Genomic DNA, 16,832 nt, shown 5'->3' with positions numbered 1-16,832 from the left:
TAGGTACAATAGCCAGTAGAAAAGATTAAATATGTCAACATAGGAATGTTATGAAAGTTACCTTACCAGAATTTGAAAAAGCCAAAGTTTTAATCCTTGGCGATGTCATGCTCGACAGATACTGGATGGGACCGACAGGTCGGATATCTCCTGAAGCACCGGTGCCTGTGGTAAAGGTAGAAAACTTAGAAGACAGGCCAGGTGGGGGAGCCAACGTAGCATTTAATACCGCGGCGCTAGGGGCTGAAGTTACTCTAGCGGGTTTAGTGGGCAATGATGAAGCTGCTGCAGCGCTTAAGCAAGGAGTAGAAGCCCTTGGGGTTGATACCCAATTTATGGCGGTGGACTCTGCGCCAACGATCACTAAGTTACGTGTACTTAGCCGTAACCAACAATTATTACGTTTAGACTTTGAAGAAGCGTTTGCTAAAACGGATGCAGATTTATTGGCAGAGCACTGTGGCCAACAACTCTCTGACTTAGGCGCACTAGTATTAAGTGACTACGCCAAAGGCACATTAGCCGACCCTAGAACATTAATTGCTGCAGCAAACGCCATTAATCTGCCTGTAGTGGTGGATCCTAAGGGCAGTGACTTTGCTAAATACACAGGTGCTAGCCTATTAACCCCGAACCTTTCAGAATTTGAAGCGGTAGTAGGTAAGGTCAGTGATGACACAGATCTTGAGCAAAAAGCGTTAGCGCTTATAGAGCAATTCCAATTAGGGGCGCTATTGGTGACACGCTCAGAGCAGGGCATGACCCTAGTACAGCCAAACAAGCCAAGTTTACATATTCCAACTCAAGCTAAGGAAGTGTACGACGTCACCGGTGCTGGCGATACGGTAGTGGCTACCCTAGCGACCTCACTAGCAGCCGGTGCAAGCCTTGAAGATGCCTGTGTATTAGCGAATGAAGCTGCTGGTATTGTAGTGGGTAAAGTCGGCACCTCAACCGTAAGCCTATTAGAACTTGCTCAGGCCCTAGGCCAGCACCATGGTGATGTGGGCTTTGGAGTGCTAACTCAAGAACAAATGCTTAAAGGCCGAAAATTAGCTCTTGAAGCAGGAGAAACCGTAGTGATGACTAATGGTTGCTTCGACATTTTGCATGCTGGTCATGTCAGCTATTTACAGCAAGCAAAAGCCTTAGGTGACCGTTTAATCGTGGCCGTTAATGATGATGATTCAGTTCGTCGTTTAAAAGGGGAAGGTCGCCCTGTCAACCCAGTGGCTCGCCGCATGGCGGTTTTAGCGGGTCTTGCTGCGGTAGATTGGGTTATCCCATTTTCTGAGGACACTCCACAGAGGGTGATTAGTGAATTGCTGCCTGATATTTTAGTTAAAGGCGGTGATTATAAAATTGAAGAAATTGCTGGTGGTGTGGAAGTGATGGCTAACGGTGGTAGTGTCAAAGTGCTTGGCTTTGAAGATGGCTGTTCAACCAGCAGTATTATTAAAACCATAGTAGAACGTTCATAATTAGTAATGTTATTAGAAGCCTTAACGATTGGTCAAATGCAATGGTTGCAAGTTGAGCAACAGCAAATGTTGCTTTGCCCTGAAAGGGATTTGCAACAATGTGTTAAGGCTTTACCTGATGCGATTCAAAGCCGTTTGCCCACAGCGCTTGAGCTGAAGCAAAATCTCGAGTTTAGACAGGGGTTTTCACTAACCTTTTCTCATTCTGATGTCAAAGGCATGGTGCTCTATAAAACAGTACCGCAAGCTTTAATTGCGAAGGTTGGTTATCAGTTGATCGACTACCGAAGCGAGTTTGAAATCAGTAATTTTCTAATCCATGAAATTGGTCATATTGTGGTAAAAGCAACCATCAATGAACAGCAATTAGCGCCTCTTTTTTCTTGGCAGTGCGGTGATTTTGAATTTCAACATTATCAAGATGAGCTGTTGGCTGATTTGTATGCCATGTGGTCGATGGCTCAGTCGGAGCAATACCCTGAGCGAATTGCGGCGCTGGTTGATAAACGTAATTTAATGTTAGTCAATGATACTCAGAACCGTTATTACTGGTCAGTGCCTATTATTCAAGACATACGCGATAACTTTGCTGCCAGTGAAATCAAAAATACCACTTTCGCTACCTTTATAAATAAGGTCTGGCAGTTAGAATTGAAAGTGAGTGATCCTGGCTGGTATCAACAAATGATTGGCCTTTTTAAGGCAGAGTTTTCTTTACAGCCAGATTACCATCAACCCTCTTATTTACGCTGGCATAGGCGGGGGTTTGGCGAATATTTAAAACCAACTTTAGAGCGACACCTTGGCGCTGTGGTTGCCCAAAATTGGCTTAAAAAAAGAGCCTTATTGTAAGGCTCTATATCAACTTTATGCCAAAGAAACTAAAGGCTTTAGTTGCTTAACCTGGGCAATAAGGACCATTTGTTGGGATTGCTCATCCAAAGTGGCGGATAAAACTTGATAACCCTGTTCCTCTAGCATCTGTCTAGCGTCGTATTGTAAAGCGGTTTCTAAGTCGAACAACATAGCCATTTTATTACTTGATAATTCAATCACAGAATACTGTTGTTGCAATTCACCTTGGTAATTAGCTAAGAAAATGACATTGCCATTATCGTCAACAATATTAGAGAGAATTTGGTAGCCGTCTTGGGTAAAACGTTTTCTTAGTTCAAATTGATTTTCAATAGGGTCTTCAATAATGATCGACCATAAACCTTTGGTTAATTCTCTTTTTGTTATTGTGTTCATTTAGAAAAACCTTTAATTATGAAAATTCTGGGTGAACACTTTGTTAAATTTGTGTTTAAGCAGAATAATGTTTTTATAGTTGTTGTATTTTTAGCATAAATATTAGTTTTATTCAGCAAAAATTTGATCTTTGTCACACTATTATCTCCAGCAAAAACAGATGGATAGGGCTTTTTGTTCCGGATTGGCGTTGGGTTCAACTTTGCGAGTTTGACCCTAGAGAAAGTAGGCCATTTACGGTACCATAGACATTTCACTCATGGGCTTTAGATATAGATAACCAATGGAAGTAGAGAAGGTAGAATACCAAGGCAGAATCGCTCAAAAGGTCGATTTAGCCCATTCGATTATTCACTATTCAAAACAATATTTTTGCCAGTGTAAGAAACCGGCCAGGTATTTGATCTTGCAAAAAGGTAATCGCAAAAGCTTCTGCCTCCCATGTTGGAAAGCAGAAGAGTTACAGCAGGATGACTGGTAAAGCGCCGAGCTAGTTATGCTCGGTTTTTTTATATCCTTAAGAAGCTTCTTTAAGATTTGCTGCCAAATCTACTATAGCTTGTTTGCCATCACCAAATAACATTAGTGAATGGTCTTTGGCAAATAAAGGGTTAGGTAGGCCAGCAAAACCTGGACTCAGTGAGCGTTTAACCACAACCACCGTTTTTGCTTTGTCGACGTTGAGAATCGGCATGCCATAGATTGGGCTACCTTTGTCTTCTCTTGCTAGTGGATTGGTGACATCATTTGCGCCGATAACAATTGCCACACAGGTTTGTTCAAACTCAGGGTTAATGATATCCATTTCAACTAACTGCTCATAGGGAACTTCTGCTTCTGCCAATAACACATTCATATGTCCAGGCATACGCCCAGCAACAGGGTGGATTGCATACTTTACTTGGGTGCCTCTTTGTTGCAGGGTATTCGCCAGCTCTCTCACAGCATGCTGGGCCTGAGCCATCGCGAGACCGTAACCCGGTACTATGATAACCTTTTGTGCGGTTTCAAGTAGCATGGCGACTTCATCTGCTGTCGATGCTTTAATTTTACCAGCGTAAACTTCATCAGCATCAACTTTTTCGCCGACGTCAGCCATTACTCCAAACAGCACATTTGTCAGGCTACGATTCATCGCCTTACACATGATAGAGGTCAAGATAATACCCGACGCGCCAACGAGTGAGCCAGAGACAATCAGAACGGTGTTGCCAGAAATAAAGCCAGCGGTTGCCGCAGCTATCCCCGAGTAGGAGTTGAGTAGCGCAATTACGACAGGCATATCAGCCCCCCCAATAGGCAGCACTAACACTAACCCAAGCACCAATGCTGCAGCAATCAGGTAGTAGGCCAGTTCGAGCTGATACGGGTTTGCCACAATCAAGCCTATTAGTACTAAAGAGCCAATAAAGAGTGCCCCATTAAGGAACTTATTGGCAGGAACTTTAATAGGCTGGCCCGAGATCAGCTCTTGTAACTTGGCAAAGGCCACCAAAGAACCAGAGAGCGTCACTGCACCAATTAACATGGTGATGCTGCCGGCAATCAATGGTATTAGTGCCGCTTCAGAGTTGGTATCCATAAACAGTGCCAGAGCTACAAATAACGATGCACCACCACCGAAACCGTTAAGCATTGCCACCATTTGCGGCATTGCGGTCATCTGGATTTTCTTCGCAAAAACAGCACCGATAACCGAGCCCAAGAGTACCCCTGCGATAATCCATTGGAAACTGATAATTCCTTGGTCAGTTAAGGTTACGACCACAGCGATAAACATGCCAAGTGCGGATAATTGATTACCACGAACAGCAGTTTTGGGTTTAGTTAGCCCCTTAATGCCGAGAATAAATAAACTAGCGGCGACTAAGTAACTTAGATAAATAATTGTCTCGTTCATGACTTACTTCCTTTTAAACATAGCGAGCATGCGGTCGGTAACCATATATCCACCTACCACATTAATGGTGGCTAGAGTCACCGCAATAAAACCAAAAAGGTTGACCCAAAAACCTGCTCCAGATCCTGCGGCAAGGAGTGCCCCAACTAAGGTGATACCTGATATTGCATTCGAGCCTGACATCAGAGGTGTGTGCAACGTGGGTGGCACCTTGGTGATAAGTTCTACCCCGAGGAAGACAGCAACAATGAATAAAGTCAGTAGTAATAAATATTCCATGATTAAACTCCTGCAGTAGTTGCTTGAGGCTGGTCTAGCTTGATTAAATCGAGTAACCGTGAACTAATAATTTTACCTTGATGAGTGGCACAGGTTTCTTTAATGACTTCATCTTCAAAATCTAAAATTACCTGACCTTCTGCCCTGGTCATCAGCTTTAGCAAGTTCTCTATGTTGGTAGAATACATCTGACTGGCATGGGTGGCGGCACGACAGGCGATATTACTGGGGCCCACTATCGTTACACCATTAATGACTACTTCTTCATCAAGTTTAGTCAGCTCACAATTGCCACCAGTTTCTGCAGCTAAGTCGATGATAATGGTGCCAGGTTTCATCTGCTCAACCATGGCTTTGGTGATAAGCTTGGGGGCTGGTCGTCCAGGTATCGCCGCGGTAGTGATCACGACATCTTGTTGAGCGAGCACATCGGCCATGGCTTGCTGTTGTCGTTGAATAAAGTCATCAGACTGTTCTTGCGCATAGCCGCCGGCAGCTTGAGAATGATCGGCTTCTATATCCAGTACCACAGGGCGGGCTCCGACCGAAAGAATTTGTTCTTGAGCGGCAGGGCGAATGTCATAAGCCTCGACAACTGCACCTAAACGTTTGGCAGTTGCACAGGCTTGCAAGCCTGCTACTCCTACGCCCATAACGAATGCTCTTGTTGGTTTGAGCGTTCCAGCGGCAGTCATCATCATAGGGAACAATCGTGGAGACTTATCTGCTGCCATAATGACTGCTTTATAGCCGGCAATGGTTGCCATTGATGAAAGCACATCCATAGATTGGGCGCGAGTAATTCTTGGTACTAATTCGAGACCAAAAGCAGTGACGTGTTTTGCCGCTAATGTTCTAATGGTGTTGTGCTGTGTAAGAGGATCTAAGGTCGCTATGATAATTTGCTGAGGCTTCACCATCGCCAATACATATTCAGCCATAGCACCTTTCACATTGACAGCTGTAATTATGTCTGCGCAAAATACCTCGTCGTCTGTGACGATTTTGGCATTAGCCTTAATATAATCTTCATCAGTGTAACCAGCGGCGATTCCCGCCCCTGCTTGCACCATTAACTCAAAGCCTTGTTCGCTAAGCTTGGTTACCGCAGCTGGGATCAGAGCAACACGTTTTTCTGCCTGATTGCGTTCCTTAAGTAATCCAATTTTCACAGTCTTGCACCTCTGTTAATAACGTCTAAATTTTAATCTATCACAATCATCCCTCTATTTTGTTTGAATAAAATTCAATAAAATGTGCAAATTTATGCAATAGTTGTCGGCTTTTCTGTGTAACTCTATACGCCATAAGGTTTTGCTTAGATTAAAGTAGTAGTAAGCCCATTTAAAATTTGAATGCTTTTGCTTCAATTATGGAATTTGGGTATTGTATGGTATTTATATTCTTTTAGGTTATAAAGAATTGCAAAATGTTACTTTTTAATTATAACGGGTTGTTCTATTTTGATGTTCTGACTTCTACAGGACACCATCATGCTGTTAAAGGAATTGAATGCCCTTGGCTCACCGCTAGAGCAAAAACAAATAGAATCATTGCAGTCATTAGTTGCAGAGCTCAACCCTATACAACAGGCATGGGTGAGTGGCTATCTGGCTGCTAGTGCTAATCAAACCTCCACTACCACCGTGGCAGCTGCGCCAGCCGTTAGTGTTACACTCACCATTTTATATGCCAGCCAAACCGGTAATGCCCAAGGGGTGGCGACAGCCTTAGCAGATCAAGCCAAGGCAAAAGGTTTCACCGTTCGTTTAGAAAACATTGCCAGCTATAAGGTAAAAGAGCTTAAAACAGAAACGGCTTTAGTTATTGTGGCCTCTACCCATGGTGAGGGCGATCCACCGGATGACGCCCTAGAATTCCATAAATTTATTCACTCTAAACGTGCGCCTAAGCTCGATAAGCTTAATTACGCGGTATTAGGGCTAGGGGATTCCAGTTATGAATTTTTTTGCCAAACAGCCAAGGACTTTGACCAAGCCTTTGCCAAACTCGGTGCTAAGCCATTAGTCGCCAGAGTTGATTGTGATGTTGATTATGACGATGCAGCCAAAGATTGGCAGCAGCAAGCTATCAGCGCATTCAAACCGATTATTGGTGACCAAACCCAAAGCGCACAAGTGGTTACATTGCCAAGCCTAGCCAGCAGTAATTACAGCAGAGTAAACCCCTATCAAGCTGAAGTGATTGTTAGTCAACGTATTACTGGCCGGGATTCATCTAAGGTGATCCACCATGTCGAGCTGGATTTAGCGGGATCGGGCTTAAGTTATCAAGCCGGTGACTCATTAGGGGTGTACTTTCAAAACGATCCAGAGCTGGTAACGCAACTGCTTAAAGCTTTAAGGCTTGAAGCAACTAGCCAAGTGACTCTTAAAAATAATGAGCTTGAATTAAAAGCCGCGTTAACAGACAAGCTTGAACTGACCCAATTAACCCCTAAGGTCATCGAAGCCTGGCAACAGTTGGCGACCAATGACCAGTTAGCCAGTCTGTTAGCCGATAAAGATGCATTAAATGCGTATATTAAATCCCATCAATTTATTGAACTGGTCAGCGAGTTCAATGCAGAGGTAACGGCGCAGCAATTAGTGGAATTACTGCGACCATTGGCACCCCGCTCCTACTCGATTGCTTCAGCACAGCAAGAGGTCGACGAAGAAGTGCATTTAACCGTGGCGCTAGTCAGTGAGCAGCGTGATGGTCAAACCTACCAAGGCGGTGCTTCTAGTTACCTGACCCAAAGGGTGCAAGAGGGCGATACCCTAGGGGTCTATGTTGAACCTAATAAGCACTTTAAGCTACCTGAAAACCCTGATACCCCAGTGATCATGATTGGCCCTGGAACCGGCATTGCGCCATTTCGTGCTTTTATCCAACAGCGGGCGGCCAGTGGCGCTAATGGTAAAAACTGGTTGTTCTTTGGTAACCCTGAGTTTACTCAAGACTTCCTGTATCAAGTGGAGTGGCAAAAGTACGTTAAGGACGGCCTGATTAATAATATTTCGCTGGCATTCTCAAGGGATCAGCCCCATAAAATTTACGTACAGCATCGCATTAAAGAGCAAGCTAGCGAACTGTATCAATGGTTACAAGACGGTGCCCATATCTACATTTGTGGTGACAAAAACCGTATGGCGAAAGACGTCGAGCAAGCACTGTTAGAGGTAATAACCGAGCAAGGTTCAAAGTCTTTAGAGCAGGCCCAGCAATACCTAGATGAATTAAAAAGCAATAAGCGTTACCAAAAGGATGTCTACTAATGTCAGAAGTCAAGTTATCAGTAAATGAGCGAATTAAAGGCGAAAGTAGACACCTAAGGGGCACCATTAGCGAAGATTTAAAAGATCCGCTAACCGGTGGCTTTACCAGTGACAATTTCCAGCTGATCCGTTTTCATGGCATGTACCAGCAGGATGACAGAGACATACGTGCTGAGCGTCAGGCGCAAAAGCTGGAACCTTTGCATAATGTCATGCTGCGTGCCCGCTTGCCAGGTGGGGTGATCACCCCTAAACAATGGCTCGCTATCGATGAATTTGCCGACACTCACACCAGCTATGGTTCTATTCGTTTAACCACCCGTCAGACTTTCCAGTTCCACGGGGTGCTTAAGCGTGACATTAAATTGATGCATCAAACCCTAAACAGCATTGGCATTGATTCCATCGCCACTGCCGGTGATGTCAACCGTAACGTATTGTGTACCTCTAATCCGGTTGAGTCTGTGCTGCATCAGCAGGCCTATGAATGGGCGGCTAAAATCAGTGAACATCTATTACCGAAAACCCGTGCCTATGCGGAAATCTGGTTAGATGGCGAGAAAGTAGAATCCACCGAAGACAACGTAGAGCCTATTTTGGGGGATACCTACTTACCCCGTAAGTTTAAAACCACAGTGGTGATCCCTCCCCATAACGATGTTGATTTACACGCCAATGACCTTAACTTTGTCGCCATTAGCGAAGGCGACAAGCTGATAGGTTTTAATGTGCTGGTAGGTGGAGGCTTAGCAACGACCCATGGTGATACGTCAACCTATGCCCGACGTGCCGACGATTTTGGTTTTATTCCCCTAAGCCATACCCTGCAAGTCGCTGCCGCAGTGGTGACTACCCAGCGTGATTGGGGGAACCGTTCTAACCGTAAAAATGCTAAAACCAAATACACCCTTGATAGGGTCGGTATCGATGTATTTAAGGCGGAAGTAGAAAGGCGTGCTGGGATTAAATTTAGTGAATCTAAACCCTATGAATTTACTAGCAGAGGCGACCGCTTTGGTTGGGTGTCAGGGATTGACGGTAAAGAGCACTTAACCCTATTTGTGGAAAATGGCCGTCTGCTCGATACGGTGAAACCACTAAAGAGTGGCATGCGTGAAATTGCCAAGGTGCATAGCGGTGACTTTAGATTAACCGCCAACCAAAACCTGATTGTGGCGGGTGTTGCCCCTGAAAATAAAGCTAAAATTGAAGCTATTGCCCGTGAATACGGGTTAATTGACGACAGTGTAAGTGATCAACGCAAGGATTCTATGGCTTGTGTTGCCTTTCCAACCTGTCCCCTCGCTATGGCGGAGGCCGAACGTTTTCTCCCTGAGTTCGTCACCCAAATTGAAGGCCTGCTGGATAAACACCAAGCCAACGATACCATAGTAGTGCGAGTAACAGGTTGCCCTAATGGCTGTGGCCGTGCCTTGTTGGCCGAAGTGGGCTTAGTGGGTAAGGGGCCGGATAAATATAACCTACATTTAGGTGGCAGCCGCTATGGTGAGCGTATTCCTAAAATGTACAAAGAAGGGCTAAGCTCAGCGGTTATTTTGCAAGAATTGGATAGTTTAATTGGCCTGTGGGTCGATGAGCGTAATTCAGGTGAGAGCTTTGGCGATTTTGTGATTCGCGCAGGCATAGTAGCCGAGATTAAGGTCTCTAAGGTGGACTTTCATGACTGAAACCAATTTCTACCAATTGCTGCAACTCGATAAGGAGCAGCAGCAAAGTACTCTGGCCGAAGTGAATAAACAGTTACAGGCAATGACCGCCCAACAACGCATTAAATGGGCTCTAAAGTATTTGCCGGGTAGTCATATTTTAAGTTCAAGCTTTGGGGTGCAGTCGGCGTTGATGCTGCATCTAATCAATGAGCAGCAGCCTGATATGCCAGTGGTGTTAACCGATACTGGCTATCTGTTTAGTGAAACTTACCAGTTTATTGAGCAGATGCGTGAGCGCTTTAAGTTGAATTTAAAGGTATATCGCAGTGATTACTCAAGTGCTTGGCAAGAGGCTAAATACGGTAAGTTATGGGAGCAAGGTCTAGAGGGCATAGATACCTATAACCGCATTAACAAAGTCGAGCCAATGCAGCGTGCCTTGCAAGAGTTAAAGGTGAAAACGTGGTTCTCCGGACTCAGGGCTGAGCAGTCTGACAGTCGTAAAGACTTACCCATATTAGCAATTCGCTCTGGTGTGTATAAGTTTTTACCGATTATTGATTGGTCGACCAAACAGGTGCGCGACACTATGTTCGAATATGATTTACCTTACAATCCACTGTACGATAAGGGCTATGTATCAATTGGTGATACCCATACCTCACGGCCATTATCCGAAGGCGAAAAAGCTCAAGATACCCGCTTTTTAGGTTTAAAACGTGAATGTGGTTTGCACTGGGATATTTAGGCTGACAGAGTCTAAAGGCAATAAAAAAGCGCTTACAAAATAAGCGCTTTTTCAATCTAAACTCTTTATCAATCAAAACTAGAGAACCGAGAACCCCAGCATCATAGTGCTTTTGATTAACTTTCTAATATACTCGTTAATCCTACCGTTAATCGGTAAATCGCCCAAGCTAGGCTTGCGGCGATAATCACATAGCCTACCAACAGGCTTAAGGTCATGTAGCCAAAGACAATCGCAACACTGCTTAGAGCGAAAGTACTAATAATATTGAGGTAGTGTTTTTTATCTTCAGCATTGGCATTAATTATGTTTAATAGTGCCCACACCACTGCTAACACTGCGGTTATCCCAGATAATAAACCACAGAGCAAAAGGGCATAGCCAGTGATCACTTTAGATTGAGATAACTGATTCTGCTGAGTCTCTGATAGGCTGGCACTGGCGAGCTGTAATTCTGGCGTTTCCTGAATTTTTGGGTTAATTAACTTTTGCGGGTTAATTTGTTCTTTTAAGGCATCGTCTTGGCGTTGATAAAGCCAAGTTTTGTATGCAAGCAAGGCTACGATGACAGCCGGAATAGTAAAAAATAACGCAGCCGCTGAAGGAAATCCGATTAGGGTTACCCAGCCACAGATTAAGGTCAACAAACCCATTAACCAGTAAGGCATACCCTGGCTCAATTGATTAAAACTTAGGGTAGGGGATACAACTTTATTGGTGCTAGAGGCTACAACTTCTTCAGCCATTGATAATGCTTGTGAATTCACGCAGTACTCTCCATATAGCGTTGTTTTTGTTTGAAATATAATCATGTAGAAAAGACGTAGTGATGTCAATAGAAGCTCAGATTATGTATCTAATGATGCCCTTTTGATAATGTTGCAGTACATCCTGTTGAGTTGTATCTTAGCTTAAACATTTTGATTCTTAGGTTTTAAATGGAATTACTGCAAGGTCTTATTTTAATCGGTTCTATACATTTATTGGCTGCAGCCTCCCCAGGTCCTGATTTCGTTTTGGTTACTCAACAAACTTTAGTGAACGGCAGACGCACAGGCCTGTTATGTGCGTTAGGAATTGCTTTAGGGTTATCGGTTCATATTCTTTATAGTGCCTTTGGTTTGGCTGCGATAATTGCCAACTCGGAACTCGCCCTTAATTTGATTAAAATATTGGGTGGTGGTTATTTATTGTATTTGGGTTCTTTAGGGTTACGAAGTCAACCTCAAGCAGCCACAGCAGCCACACTCCCCCAACCACAACAGCTATCTAGCCTAGCAACCATTAGCAAAGGCTTTTTATGCAACGCATTTAATCCCAAAGCACCCATTTATTTTGTGTCTTTGTTTACTGTGGTAATCAGTCCTGAACTGCCGATATATCAAGTGGCGATTTACGGTGGCTGGATTATGTTAATCCAGTTATTGTGGTTTAGCACAGTGGTATTGTTGTTGTCCCACCCCGCGGTATTGTCTCGATTCCAGTCCCATAGTCATTGGGTCGATAGGGTGATGGGGTTAGCTATGGGTTTACTTGGATTGCATATATGGTCTACCTTTATCTTTTAAAGAGAATGTGAACGTTATTTAGATTCTTCTAATATTAACTTGAATATTAGAAAAATCTAAATTAGTATTGTCTCATTGTTAATTTGTGAGAATCCCTCAATGAAATTGAAACAGTTACTTATCGCAATGACGACAGGCTTAAGTTTGTCAGCGCTAGCAGAAGAAACCTTAACTCTTGAGACGCAAATGCTGCCACAGTGGCAGAGCTACAGTGCTCAGGTTAGTTCACGCCAGGCTGCCACTGTATCGGCGCAAACATCCGGCCGAGTGGTAGATATCTTTTTTGAAGAAAACGATTTCGTTGAAAAAGGCCAAGTACTGCTAAACCTAACGGCTAAAGAGCAGGGAGCGCGCGTACAAAGTGCCACCGCTGAACAAGCCCGCGTTCGTGCCTTATTATTGCAGGCTGAAAATCAATATCAGCGTTATGTTGCTCTGCGGGAAACCGGGGCTGTATCTGCTCAACAATTAGAAAACGCTAAAGCGCAGGCGCAAAGTACTAAAGAAGCGTTTGAAGCTGCAAAAGCTCAAGTGGCCGCAGCTAAAGAATCATTAAACTACACCAAAATTTATGCGCCATTTAGTGGTCGTATGACCAAGCGTTTTATTGAAGTAGGCGAATCTGTTGCTCCAGGTGTAAAGCTGTTTAGTGGTTATAACGATGATACTTTACGTTTAGATGTTGCTTTGCCACAAACCCAAGCTAAGGCCCTTAAGGATGGCACAATAGTTAAGCTTTTTGACGGCAAAGAATGGGTTATTGATGCCTCTGGTCAGCTATTTAGCTTTAGTGACAACGCCCTAAAACAAACCCTGCGTATTGAGCTTGCTGGTGTTGAAGGGATTGCCCTAGGGGATTGGTTAACAGCTAAAGTCGCCGTTGATACTAAAGCAGGCTTAGTCATTCCTGATACAGCCTTAATTAACCGTAATCAAATGACGGCGGTATATTTGCAATCAGGAGACAGTTGGGCCCTTACTCAGGTACGTGTATTGCCATTTGAAAACAATAGCTGGCGTGTGGTTTCTGGCTTAAAAGCCGGTGATGTTATTTCAACTGCGCCGCATACTGTGGTTAAAGCAGGTAAATAGTTATGGCACAGTTTGGTCTTTCAGGCAATTTAGCCAAGAATTTTGTTAACTCAGCGATTACGCCATTATTGGCGTTGGTCGGTTTGTTAATGGGGATATTTGCGGTGATGGTGACGCCAAAAGAGGAAGAGCCGCAAATTGATGTCACCTTTGCCGATGTTTATATTCCATTTGCCGGCGCAACGCCACAGCAGGTTGAAAACATAGTGTTAAAACCGGCTGAGCGGTTAGTGTCACAAATTAAAGGAGTAGATAACCTTTACTCGATTGCCCAGCATGATGGCGCGGTGATGATTGTTATTTTCGATGTCGGCATTAGTCGTAATGATGCAGTGGTGCGCTTGTATAACGAGTTTTACTCGAACAAGGACCTATGGCGAGGTCATCTAGGTGTCAGTGATCCTGTGATTAAACCTAAGGGCATTGAAGATGTCCCTGTGGTGAGCTTTACCCTGTGGTCAGAAAACGATGTGGCTTTGTCTGAGGTGACGGATGTTGCTAAAGCGCTGCAAGCAGAGTTAAGCGCGACTCCGGGCACCAAAGAGGTGAAGCTTCTAGGTAAGCGCGAGCAAATTGTTGATGTGCGCCTTGATGCGCAAAAACTGAATCATTTTGGTGTGCATTTAGGGCAATTGTCTCAGTTGCTTAAAGGCATTAATGCCCAGTCAACTCATATGCAACTTAACCAACCTGAAGGTGTGGTACAGGTTAAAGTGGGCCAATTTGCCCAAAGCGTTAATGACGTCAGACAGCTCGTGATTGGGGTACACAATAACCAACCAGTTTACCTTGAAGATGTTGCCAGTGTGACTCTAAACGATGAAATGGCGACCCAAGGTGTTTGGCAGGTTAACGACAACGGTACTTTCCCAGCAGTCACCATTAGCGTGTCTAAGCAAGTCGGCGTGAACGCAGTGGATTTGGCATCAAGCCTAATTGCTAAAGCCGATGCTGCTAAAAACACCCTAGTGCCTGCAGATATTCAAATGCAGTTAAGCCGTGACTATGGTGAAACCGCTAACACAAAGTCTAATACCCTAATTGGTAAGCTTATTTTCGCCACTATGGCGGTAGTGTTATTGGTGGTGATCACCATGGGCGCGAAAGAGTCGGTGGTGGTTGGTTTAGCTATTGTAGTTACCCTAGCACTGACGTTATTTGCCTCATGGGCCTATGGTTTTACCCTAAACCGCGTGTCTTTGTTCGCGCTGATTTTCTCAATCGGTATTTTGGTGGACGACGCCATTGTGGTGGTGGAAAACATTCACCGTCATATGCAAATGGGCAACAAAAAGCTGCTTGAACTTATTCCTATCGCGGTAGAAGAAGTCGGCGCACCAACTATTTTAGCAACCTTTACGGTCATTGCGGCATTACTGCCAATGGCCTTTGTTTCTGGCCTGATGGGGCCATACATGAGCCCAATCCCAATTAATGCTTCTATGGGCATGCTGATCTCTATGTTTGTGGCGTTCACCATTACTCCGTGGTTAAGCTACAAGTTATTGGGTGGCCACGGGGTGCATCAAAACCATGAGCCAAGCAACAGCGATAAAAAGCTACTGAGCATTTTTGATGGCATTATGTCACCAATGCTTAAGGGCGATAAAGCTGGTCGTACTCGCATGATGATGTTCGGTGGCGTGACTGCGCTTATTATGGTGGCGGTAGCACTGCCTGCAACCGGGCTTGTGGTGCTTAAAATGCTGCCATTTGATAACAAGTCAGAATTCCAAGTGATGGTGGATTTACCTGAGGGCAGTTCATTAGAAGACAACCAACGCCTACTAAAAATGCTGGCAAACGAGCTTAAGTCTGTGCCAGAAGTGAAAGACATGCAATTGTATGCGGGCACCAGTGCCCCCATTAACTTTAACGGTTTAGTGCGTCATTACTTCCTGCGTGAGTCAGCCGAGCTTGGTGATGTACAAGTAAACTTGGTTGATAAGGGCGAGCGTGACCGTTCAAGTCATGAAGTGGCATTAAGCGTGCGCGAGGCTTTGCAGCAAATTGGTGCAGCTTATAACGCCAATATCAAAGTAGTAGAAGTGCCACCAGGTCCACCGGTATGGTCACCAATTGTGGCTGAGGTTTACGGCCCAACCCAGGAAATTCGTAATCAAACGGCAATGCAGGTTAAACAGACCTTCTTAGAAGAAGACCATGTTGTAGACGTAGATATCTTTAAACCAGATGCGCAAAGCCAGTGGGCAGTGAGTATTGATAGCGCCAAAGTGCGTCAGCTTGGCCTTAACTATGCTGATGTAGCAAGTGCTATGCAAGTTGCCATTGGTGGCCAAGATGCCAGCTACATTTACCCAAGCTATGCCCAAGACCCAGTACCGGTGCGTATGCAGCTAAACGAGTCGCAGAAGCTAGGCCTGAATGACGCTTTAAGCCTTACTCTTACCAGTCAAACTGGCGCTAAGGTGGCAATTGCAGAGGTGGTATCGGTGAGCGAAGTCACCCACCAAGACTACATTATGCGAAAAAACCAGCGCCCAATGGTGATGGTAGTGGCCGATGTGGCTGGTGGCTCTGATAGCCCGTTATACGGCATGTTTAGCATCTTCTTTAAATTGTCCGATACTACTATTGAGCAAAACCTAGTCGAGCAACCAAACGGTTTGGTGCCAGCAGTGCTGTGGGATGGTGAGTGGAAAATCACTTACGAGACCTTCAGGGATATGGGTATCGCCTATGGCGTGGGTATGATTTTAATCTACCTGTTGGTCGTGGCCCAGTTTAAAAGCTATTTGGTACCGCTGATTATTATGGCGCCAATCCCGCTAACCATTATTGGGGTTATGCCAGGCCATGCTTTATTAGGAGCTCAGTTTACTGCAACGTCTATGATTGGCATGATCGCTTTAGCGGGGATTATCGTGCGTAACTCAATCTTGTTGGTGGATTTTATTAACCAAGAAACTGAAAAAGGTATGCCTTTTGTTGAAGCTGTAATTAAATCAGGAGCGGTGCGTGCTAAGCCAATCATGCTAACGGCATTAGCGGCTATGATTGGTGCATTGTTTATCCTAGATGACCCAATCTTCAACGGCTTAGCGATCAGTTTGATTTTCGGGATCTTTATTTCTACCATCTTAACCTTGGTGGTGATCCCAGTATTGTATTTTATGTTTATGCGTAAGCGCTTTAACGCTTAATTAGGAGAAATGAAGATGAACTTAGCGAGAACAATTCAAGCCTTTGCAGGTGTCATGGTATTAATTTCAGTAGTGTTAACTGAATTTGTGCACCCTAACTTTATTTGGTTCACCGTGTTTGTCGGTGCCAACTTATTCCAAAGTGCATTTACAGGCTTTTGTCCAGCAGCAATGGTGTTCAAAAAGCTGGGTGTGAAAGAGTAATTCTCAGTGGTTAAGCCTGTCGAAATCGACAGGCTTAATGAGGAATAAAATATGAAACAATTTCTTAAGGCAGGCTTGGTTGCAGCGCTATTGAGTGGCAGCGCAATGGCTGCTGATTTAATGCAGATATATCAGCAAGCTCTGCTAAACGATCCACAAGTCCTACAAGCCAAAGCCCAGCGTGATGCCCAGTA

15 protein-coding genes are annotated in these 16,832 nt (G+C 44.5%); 10 read left to right on the top strand and 5 right to left on the bottom strand.

Features of this window, described 5'->3' with window-relative positions; translation table 11 throughout:
• Positions 1-50: 50 nt before the first annotated feature.
• The gene (hldE, locus tag GFB48_RS15390; RefSeq protein ID WP_163937775.1) at positions 51-1,481 is read left to right on the top strand and encodes a bifunctional D-glycero-beta-D-manno-heptose-7-phosphate kinase/D-glycero-beta-D-manno-heptose 1-phosphate adenylyltransferase HldE; all 1,431 of its coding nucleotides are present in this window, start codon (positions 51-53) and stop codon (positions 1,479-1,481) included.
• A gap of 6 nt (positions 1,482-1,487) precedes the next feature.
• A complete protein-coding gene (locus tag GFB48_RS15385; RefSeq protein WP_163937772.1) occupies positions 1,488-2,333 on the top strand; it encodes a hypothetical protein in 846 nt (281 codons plus the stop codon).
• Between the two features lie 15 nt (positions 2,334-2,348).
• Here GFB48_RS15385 and GFB48_RS15380 read toward each other — a convergent pair whose 3' ends face one another.
• A complete protein-coding gene (locus GFB48_RS15380) occupies positions 2,349-2,732 on the bottom strand; it encodes a hypothetical protein (RefSeq protein WP_163937769.1) in 384 nt (127 codons plus the stop codon).
• Positions 2,733-3,015: 283 nt separating this feature from the next.
• Here GFB48_RS15380 and GFB48_RS15375 point away from each other — a divergent pair, with 283 nt between their 5' ends.
• A complete protein-coding gene (locus GFB48_RS15375) occupies positions 3,016-3,213 on the top strand; it encodes a hypothetical protein (RefSeq protein WP_163937766.1) in 198 nt (65 codons plus the stop codon).
• A 36-nt stretch (positions 3,214-3,249) separates the two neighbouring features.
• On the opposite strand, the gene GFB48_RS15370 is transcribed toward GFB48_RS15375, so the two are convergent.
• The 3 genes from GFB48_RS15370 to GFB48_RS15360 are packed head-to-tail and all read right to left on the bottom strand — an operon-like array spanning position 3,250 to position 6,083.
• Positions 3,250-4,632 (bottom strand): NAD(P)(+) transhydrogenase (Re/Si-specific) subunit beta, encoded by a 1,383-nt coding sequence (locus tag GFB48_RS15370; protein WP_163937763.1) that lies wholly within the window; start codon positions 4,630-4,632, stop codon positions 3,250-3,252.
• Between the two features lie 3 nt (positions 4,633-4,635).
• On the bottom strand, positions 4,636-4,911 hold the full coding sequence (locus tag GFB48_RS15365; protein WP_163937760.1) for an NAD(P) transhydrogenase subunit alpha: 276 nt from the start codon (positions 4,909-4,911) through the stop codon (positions 4,636-4,638).
• A 2-nt stretch (positions 4,912-4,913) separates the two neighbouring features.
• On the bottom strand, positions 4,914-6,083 hold the full coding sequence (locus tag GFB48_RS15360; protein WP_163937758.1) for a Re/Si-specific NAD(P)(+) transhydrogenase subunit alpha: 1,170 nt from the start codon (positions 6,081-6,083) through the stop codon (positions 4,914-4,916).
• A gap of 321 nt (positions 6,084-6,404) precedes the next feature.
• Between GFB48_RS15360 and GFB48_RS15355 the strand changes: the two genes are divergently transcribed.
• Genes GFB48_RS15355 through GFB48_RS15345 form a run of 3 tightly spaced genes read left to right on the top strand, consistent with a single transcriptional unit; the run spans position 6,405 to position 10,610 of the window.
• On the top strand, positions 6,405-8,192 hold the full coding sequence (locus tag GFB48_RS15355; protein ID WP_163937755.1) for an assimilatory sulfite reductase (NADPH) flavoprotein subunit: 1,788 nt from the start codon (positions 6,405-6,407) through the stop codon (positions 8,190-8,192).
• Positions 8,192-9,880 (top strand): assimilatory sulfite reductase (NADPH) hemoprotein subunit, encoded by a 1,689-nt coding sequence (gene cysI / locus GFB48_RS15350; protein ID WP_163937752.1) that lies wholly within the window; start codon positions 8,192-8,194, stop codon positions 9,878-9,880. The genes GFB48_RS15355 and cysI overlap by 1 nt, the downstream gene beginning before the upstream one ends.
• On the top strand, positions 9,873-10,610 hold the full coding sequence (locus GFB48_RS15345; protein ID WP_163937749.1) for a phosphoadenylyl-sulfate reductase: 738 nt from the start codon (positions 9,873-9,875) through the stop codon (positions 10,608-10,610). The genes cysI and GFB48_RS15345 overlap by 8 nt, the downstream gene beginning before the upstream one ends.
• Before the next feature lie 116 nt (positions 10,611-10,726).
• On the opposite strand, the gene GFB48_RS15340 is transcribed toward GFB48_RS15345, so the two are convergent.
• Positions 10,727-11,377, bottom strand: a complete 651-nt coding sequence (locus GFB48_RS15340) for a hypothetical protein (RefSeq protein WP_205597749.1) — start codon at positions 11,375-11,377, stop codon at positions 10,727-10,729.
• A gap of 171 nt (positions 11,378-11,548) precedes the next feature.
• On the opposite strand from GFB48_RS15340, the gene GFB48_RS15335 reads away from it, so the two are divergent.
• The 4 genes from GFB48_RS15335 to GFB48_RS15320 all read left to right on the top strand — a co-directional run bounded on the left by GFB48_RS15335 (position 11,549) and on the right by GFB48_RS15320 (position 16,638).
• Complete coding sequence (locus GFB48_RS15335; protein ID WP_163937742.1) at positions 11,549-12,178, top strand: LysE family transporter; 630 nt, start codon at positions 11,549-11,551, stop codon at positions 12,176-12,178.
• Between the two features lie 99 nt (positions 12,179-12,277).
• Complete coding sequence (locus tag GFB48_RS15330; RefSeq protein WP_163937739.1) at positions 12,278-13,270, top strand: efflux RND transporter periplasmic adaptor subunit; 993 nt, start codon at positions 12,278-12,280, stop codon at positions 13,268-13,270.
• Positions 13,271-13,272: 2 nt separating this feature from the next.
• Positions 13,273-16,434 (top strand): efflux RND transporter permease subunit, encoded by a 3,162-nt coding sequence (locus GFB48_RS15325; protein ID WP_163937737.1) that lies wholly within the window; start codon positions 13,273-13,275, stop codon positions 16,432-16,434.
• A gap of 15 nt (positions 16,435-16,449) precedes the next feature.
• Positions 16,450-16,638 carry a DUF2892 domain-containing protein gene (locus tag GFB48_RS15320; RefSeq protein WP_163937837.1) on the top strand — a complete coding sequence of 63 codons (189 nt, stop codon included), beginning with the start codon at positions 16,450-16,452 and terminating at the stop codon, positions 16,636-16,638.
• The last annotated feature ends 194 nt before the right edge of the window (positions 16,639-16,832 follow it).

It is taken from the genome of Paraferrimonas sp. SM1919 (genome assembly GCF_010993985.1).
Taxonomy (GTDB): Bacteria; Pseudomonadota; Gammaproteobacteria; order Enterobacterales; family Shewanellaceae; genus SM1919.
This window is presented reverse-complemented; position numbering and strand designations above follow the sequence as displayed.

Bases quoted from the DNA above. Each gene is read 5' to 3' on its own strand.
- hldE (WP_163937775.1), top strand. From the start codon at position 51: ATGAAAGTTACCTTACCAGAATTTGAAAAAGCCAAAGTTTTAATCCTT.
- GFB48_RS15385 (WP_163937772.1), top strand. From the start codon at position 1,488: ATGTTATTAGAAGCCTTAACGATTGGTCAAATGCAATGGTTGCAAGTT.
- GFB48_RS15380 (WP_163937769.1), bottom strand. From the start codon at position 2,732: ATGAACACAATAACAAAAAGAGAATTAACCAAAGGTTTATGGTCGATC.
- GFB48_RS15375 (WP_163937766.1), top strand. From the start codon at position 3,016: ATGGAAGTAGAGAAGGTAGAATACCAAGGCAGAATCGCTCAAAAGGTC.
- GFB48_RS15370 (WP_163937763.1), bottom strand. From the start codon at position 4,632: ATGAACGAGACAATTATTTATCTAAGTTACTTAGTCGCCGCTAGTTTA.
- GFB48_RS15365 (WP_163937760.1), bottom strand. From the start codon at position 4,911: ATGGAATATTTATTACTACTGACTTTATTCATTGTTGCTGTCTTCCTC.
- GFB48_RS15355 (WP_163937755.1), top strand. From the start codon at position 6,405: ATGCTGTTAAAGGAATTGAATGCCCTTGGCTCACCGCTAGAGCAAAAA.
- cysI (WP_163937752.1), top strand. From the start codon at position 8,192: ATGTCAGAAGTCAAGTTATCAGTAAATGAGCGAATTAAAGGCGAAAGT.
- GFB48_RS15345 (WP_163937749.1), top strand. From the start codon at position 9,873: ATGACTGAAACCAATTTCTACCAATTGCTGCAACTCGATAAGGAGCAG.
- GFB48_RS15335 (WP_163937742.1), top strand. From the start codon at position 11,549: ATGGAATTACTGCAAGGTCTTATTTTAATCGGTTCTATACATTTATTG.
- GFB48_RS15330 (WP_163937739.1), top strand. From the start codon at position 12,278: ATGAAATTGAAACAGTTACTTATCGCAATGACGACAGGCTTAAGTTTG.
- GFB48_RS15325 (WP_163937737.1), top strand. From the start codon at position 13,273: ATGGCACAGTTTGGTCTTTCAGGCAATTTAGCCAAGAATTTTGTTAAC.
- GFB48_RS15320 (WP_163937837.1), top strand. From the start codon at position 16,450: ATGAACTTAGCGAGAACAATTCAAGCCTTTGCAGGTGTCATGGTATTA.